3 protein-coding genes are annotated in these 1,854 nt (G+C 32.0%); 1 reads left to right on the top strand and 2 read right to left on the bottom strand.

Annotated elements, in window-relative coordinates:
• Positions 1-211 (top strand): hypothetical protein (locus H9628_RS11895; RefSeq protein ID WP_251834360.1); only part of this gene is annotated, 211 nt, incomplete at its 5' end.
• Here the strand turns inward: H9628_RS11895 and H9628_RS11890 are convergent.
• Both H9628_RS11890 and H9628_RS11885 read right to left on the bottom strand, forming a co-directional pair.
• Positions 208-927, bottom strand: coding sequence for a hypothetical protein (locus H9628_RS11890; protein ID WP_251834359.1), 720 nt, complete (start codon positions 925-927; stop codon positions 208-210). The genes H9628_RS11895 and H9628_RS11890 overlap by 4 nt on opposite strands.
• 335 nt (positions 928-1,262) lie before the next feature.
• Positions 1,263-1,748 (bottom strand): hypothetical protein, encoded by a 486-nt coding sequence (locus H9628_RS11885; protein WP_251834358.1) that lies wholly within the window; start codon positions 1,746-1,748, stop codon positions 1,263-1,265.
• Positions 1,749-1,854 lie beyond the last annotated feature (106 nt).

Below are 1,854 nucleotides of genomic sequence, written 5' to 3'. Positions count from 1 at the left end.
AGCCCGGATTTCCAATGCTGAATTAATTACAAAAACGGATTTTGGACCGGCGGAAGGTAGTATGGGCGGTAACGGTTTAGGTATTGGCGTTGTGCTGGCATTCAAGGTACAAAAGTTCAGCCTAAATTCAAATGTTGATAGCAGTACAAATGTTGAGTTTTGCACGTCAGCCAGCATAATGCCAATACCCTGTTGCCTGCTGGCATATTAGTAGGCACTTTCACTATCTTTTTGTCGCTGCAATTTTATTCGCTCCTGTCTTTCGGCTGTTTCTTTTAATATTCTGATTTTACTTTCCATTGTCCAGGTTTTAGTTTCTTCTACTAAGTACTCTAATTCTGTCATATGGAAATAGAAGTCATTGAAATGTGCTTTTCGTGGGCTTTCTATTAAATCTTCAACGGCTTGCCCAATTTTTTCATAAACACTAAATAGTATATCGATTTTTACGAAGTCAAGAGAATTTATTTTATCGGTTGTCTGTTGATTGATTGCTGTATTGTCATTATTTAACGCAACTAACCATTGTCCATGTGCAATTTTATTTCTTAATTGGCTTGGCTCGATAATAAAAGTATTGATGTGTCTTGTTAGAATTTGCTTCTTATTTTGAATGTCGCCTTTGTTGGCAATATTGTCAATTCTGCTAAAAGCTAACTCTAAACATTTATTCCATTTTTGCTCTAAATTTCGTTGTCCACTGATTTGATTTATTTCGTCTTCATTGAAACCGTAGGGTGTGTGAATTATTTTTAGAAAACAAAGCTCTGCGAATGAAGAAAAAAGTAATGCATAAAGTTTTGTCAATGCATTGAATGAGGAGCGGTCTTTTCTTTTAATAGATTGATTGAACAATCTTTTGATGTTTGTTCTTTGCTGTTTTAGTTCTCGTACATTTATTACGCTTGCTTTAAAAACTTCTATCATTGTTTTAAATTAAAAAGGGCTTGTAATGAATACTTCTTCAATACTCATTACAAGCCCGGAATTGAACCGGGAACTACCATTGCTGGTCGCTTTGCCTTATTAAGCTACAAGTCCGATACAAAGATAAATATTTTTTGTCATCAAAGTTTCTGTCAAAAGTGCTTGAGTTAGCAGAGTGCTCAAAAATGCTTGCAGGCAACGGTTGGGTATTTCTGCAGGCGGGTTAAAAATACGAAATATTTCTACTTCCTAAAAACTTAATTAATCGCTAAAAATCTTCAATTGAAAAATTCATACCCGCTTGTAGAAATACTCTGTTGTCTGTAGTTTTTCTACTAATCACCATCATAAAAATCAATAGAGTAAATAGCAAATAAGATGAGACAATAATAATTAATTTCGTTCTTAGACATGAATTCAAAATTATATGTTGAAGGTCCTATAATTTTTCCGGTTTGTTTAATATTTCCAATGTCAATTTGGTTCGAAATAAATTTCCCCTCATAAATTCCTATAATTTTATTTTTTTTCGTAATGGAGATGTTTTGCTTGTTCACTTCTAAACAGAAAATACCATCATCAATTTTAAAATGAATTTTATCTTTTAAATTCTGACTTAAGATTTCAAATTTTGGCTTTCTAAAAAATGAATATTCATATTGAAATTCAACAATTTTGTTTTGATTATAATCCAAAATTGCTGCTGTTTTTACTCCAAGTAAATTAAAATATTTTTTTATTCTCCTAATTTCCAAAATGATATTATTGTTAGAATCAAAGAATTTTGTTTTTGGATTATTAATTATAGCATGAAATTTCATTTAATGCGATGCTTTGTAAAATTACAGACAACGGTTTGGTGCTTGGCGAAGAAGCGGATTTTGAAGCACTAAACTGTCAGCTAGCACTGAATTTGATACGAAGCAC

Source organism: Kaistella pullorum (genome assembly GCF_014837035.1).
Classification (GTDB): Bacteria; Bacteroidota; Bacteroidia; order Flavobacteriales; family Weeksellaceae; genus Kaistella; species Kaistella rhinocerotis.
The sequence above is the reverse complement of the archived record's forward strand: the minus strand, read 5'-3'. Positions and strand labels throughout refer to the sequence as shown.

Bases quoted from the DNA above. Each gene is read 5' to 3' on its own strand.
- H9628_RS11885 (WP_251834358.1), bottom strand. From the start codon at position 1,748: ATGAAATTTCATGCTATAATTAATAATCCAAAAACAAAATTCTTTGAT.
- H9628_RS11890 (WP_251834359.1), bottom strand. From the start codon at position 927: ATGATAGAAGTTTTTAAAGCAAGCGTAATAAATGTACGAGAACTAAAA.